Source organism: Nitrospirota bacterium, from assembly GCA_040754395.1.
GTDB lineage: Bacteria > Nitrospirota > Thermodesulfovibrionia > Thermodesulfovibrionales > SM23-35 > JBFMCL01.
Genome location: JBFMCL010000057.1, coordinates 1 through 1,660, shown reverse-complemented (window position 1 = coordinate 1,660; position 1,660 = coordinate 1). Strand labels below are relative to the sequence as shown.

The 1,660-nt window shown below is 45.9% G+C and carries 2 protein-coding genes; both read right to left on the bottom strand.

The annotated features are described in order from the left end of the window. Window positions 1–186: 186 nt before the first annotated feature. Window positions 187–573 (bottom strand): transposase, encoded by a 387-nt coding sequence (locus AB1552_14390; protein ID MEW6054947.1) that lies wholly within the window; start codon window positions 571–573, stop codon window positions 187–189. After that, the gene (locus tag AB1552_14385) at window positions 512–1,564 is read right to left on the bottom strand and encodes a hypothetical protein (GenBank protein MEW6054946.1); all 1,053 of its coding nucleotides are present in this window, start codon (window positions 1,562–1,564) and stop codon (window positions 512–514) included. Before AB1552_14385 ends, AB1552_14390 begins: the two co-directional genes overlap by 62 nt. Between the last annotated feature and the right edge of the window lie 96 nt (window positions 1,565–1,660).

Genomic DNA, 1,660 nt, shown 5'->3' with positions numbered 1-1,660 from the left:
TAGTTTCTGTTGCGGAAGGCCATATTCCAGCTACCATTCCGCGGTATTTCTTTGATCAACATTCCTTTTTGCCTTTGTCCGACCGTCCAGCTCGATCATTTTTCGAATTTGGCCATACTTCTACTCTTTTTTGAAAACACCTCCCCATCGAGTCTGCAAAATGCCCCAACTGTAAGGTTGTTTTCTTTACGTTTGCGCCAGCATAACCAAGTTATGACAGAACACAGCGCACCCTACACTGGAGGAAAAGTTTTTAAATCCCTTAAAAAAGCACCTTCCGAGCTTAAAGACACGTTTTAAGACGGAGATCGTTCCTTCTATTCCTGCCCGAAACCGCTGCCCGGCTTTAAAGTCCTCCGCACTTTCACGCCGATCTTCTTCCTCGGTACGCCTTCCTTTCTTGCATATCGATACCGTACCGATCTTCTTTGAAAGATCCTCTATCTGCTCTCGGCTTTCGTAAAAGCCCTTGTCGCCAGCCAATATCTCAGGACTACATCTGAATACTTTTTTATGTGCTTTCAGGCTCGCCTCTATAAAGCTCCTTGTCTGCTCTTTGTTTGGGCATTGCATCATAGTGGATGATAAATTTCTCCCCTGTTTCCGCCAACAGCACCTTATGCCCAAATTCAATCGGCTTTCTCGCTTTGCCACGCTTGATAAGCTCAGTGTGCGCTTCAAAAAGGCTGTATATCTTCTCAATTGAGGGAACTTTTTCTCCCTGTAACACTCGCCGCTCCGCCTGAGCTATTATCTTCCCAATTATCGGCAGATAACGCTTAAGCTCCTCCGCTGCCGCCATTGCTGCTTGCTCCATGCACCTCGAAAGCTGTTCCTCTGCAATTGCGCCCACGGAGGCGATCCACTTGACCCGGTTTATCAGCTTTGTGTAGGTGCTCTTTATCTTCTGCTGCACTCTTTTTTCTTTCTTATCACCATTACGGCTTATGAAGAGCGCCAGCTTCCTTACTTTTTTCGTATGAAACCTGTGCGCCAATCCCCCCGCCCTCATTGTTTCCGAGACGCCTCGCATCAATCTCGCCGACGTCCTGTAACTGTCCCATAGAAGCGACGAATCCGTCGGATAGTGTATGTTCGTCTCATACACCGTCGTATCTAACCGCAGCTTCTCTTCAGTGATCTTCCCCTCTTTTTTTGCGTACCCGCCTAGTGTCTCGTTTATTGTCTTCCACGTCTCTTCCGATAACGCTGAATACGCCTTACAAAGAAATGTGAAGTCCATCATTGCCTTGTTCCCAAGCTTGATGAAGTTCCGCAAGTATTCGCTGTTTTCCACCAATATAACTGTATCGCGATAGCTCTTGTCCTCTACGAACATGACGATAATCGAGCGCAGTATTTGCTCCGATGTGAAGCCCCTTCTGCCGTATTCCGACTTTGAAAGTCCTCTGCTGAAATCACCATGCGCTATGTCCAATATCTTCGGATTTGCCTCCAGCACCAAACTTATTGCATCGTATTTCGCCCGATATTCTTGAACCACTTTCAATTTTGACTTATTCGTAAAATCCAGGTATTCTTGATCTGTCTTTTTCTTTCGCAAAGCCTGCTCCTTTCTTCTTGGTGATGAGGGTTACCAATTATAAAGGTTCAGGCTTTTTTTTCGTATTAAATCCTTCCGCAACAGAAACTAGGTAAT

Coding starts and splice junctions, on each gene's coding strand:
- AB1552_14390 (MEW6054947.1), bottom strand. CDS start 573: ATGCAATGCCCAAACAAAGAGCAGACAAGGAGCTTTATAGAGGCGAGC.